The 244-nt window shown below is 66.8% G+C and carries 1 protein-coding gene; it reads right to left on the bottom strand.

Annotated elements, in window-relative coordinates:
• The coding region (locus R2R70_RS22500) for a flagellar biosynthetic protein FliR (RefSeq protein ID WP_410979272.1) at positions 1-244 on the bottom strand (244 nt) is incomplete at both ends.

Here is a 244-nt window from a genome sequence, read left to right as displayed (position 1 = left end):
GATCCCGTCGAGGCCCATGTCGAACAGGTGCGACACGAACGGCACGAGGTTCGGGATCATCAGTTGCACGAGCAACAGCCCGACCAGCATCGTGACCGGGAAGCCGATCTGGAAGATGCCGATCTGCGGCGCCGCGCGGTTCAGGATGCCGAGCGCGAGGTTGGCGATCAGGAGCGCGGCGACGACCGGCAGCGCGAGCAGCAGCCCCATCTGGAACACGGTCACGCCGAACGCGGCGAGCGTA

Source organism: Cobetia sp. SIMBA_158, assembly GCF_046566945.1.
Lineage (GTDB): Bacteria > Pseudomonadota > Gammaproteobacteria > Pseudomonadales > Halomonadaceae > Cobetia > Cobetia amphilecti.
Note: the sequence above shows the minus strand (reverse complement) of the source record. Positions and strands in the feature narration are given on the sequence as shown.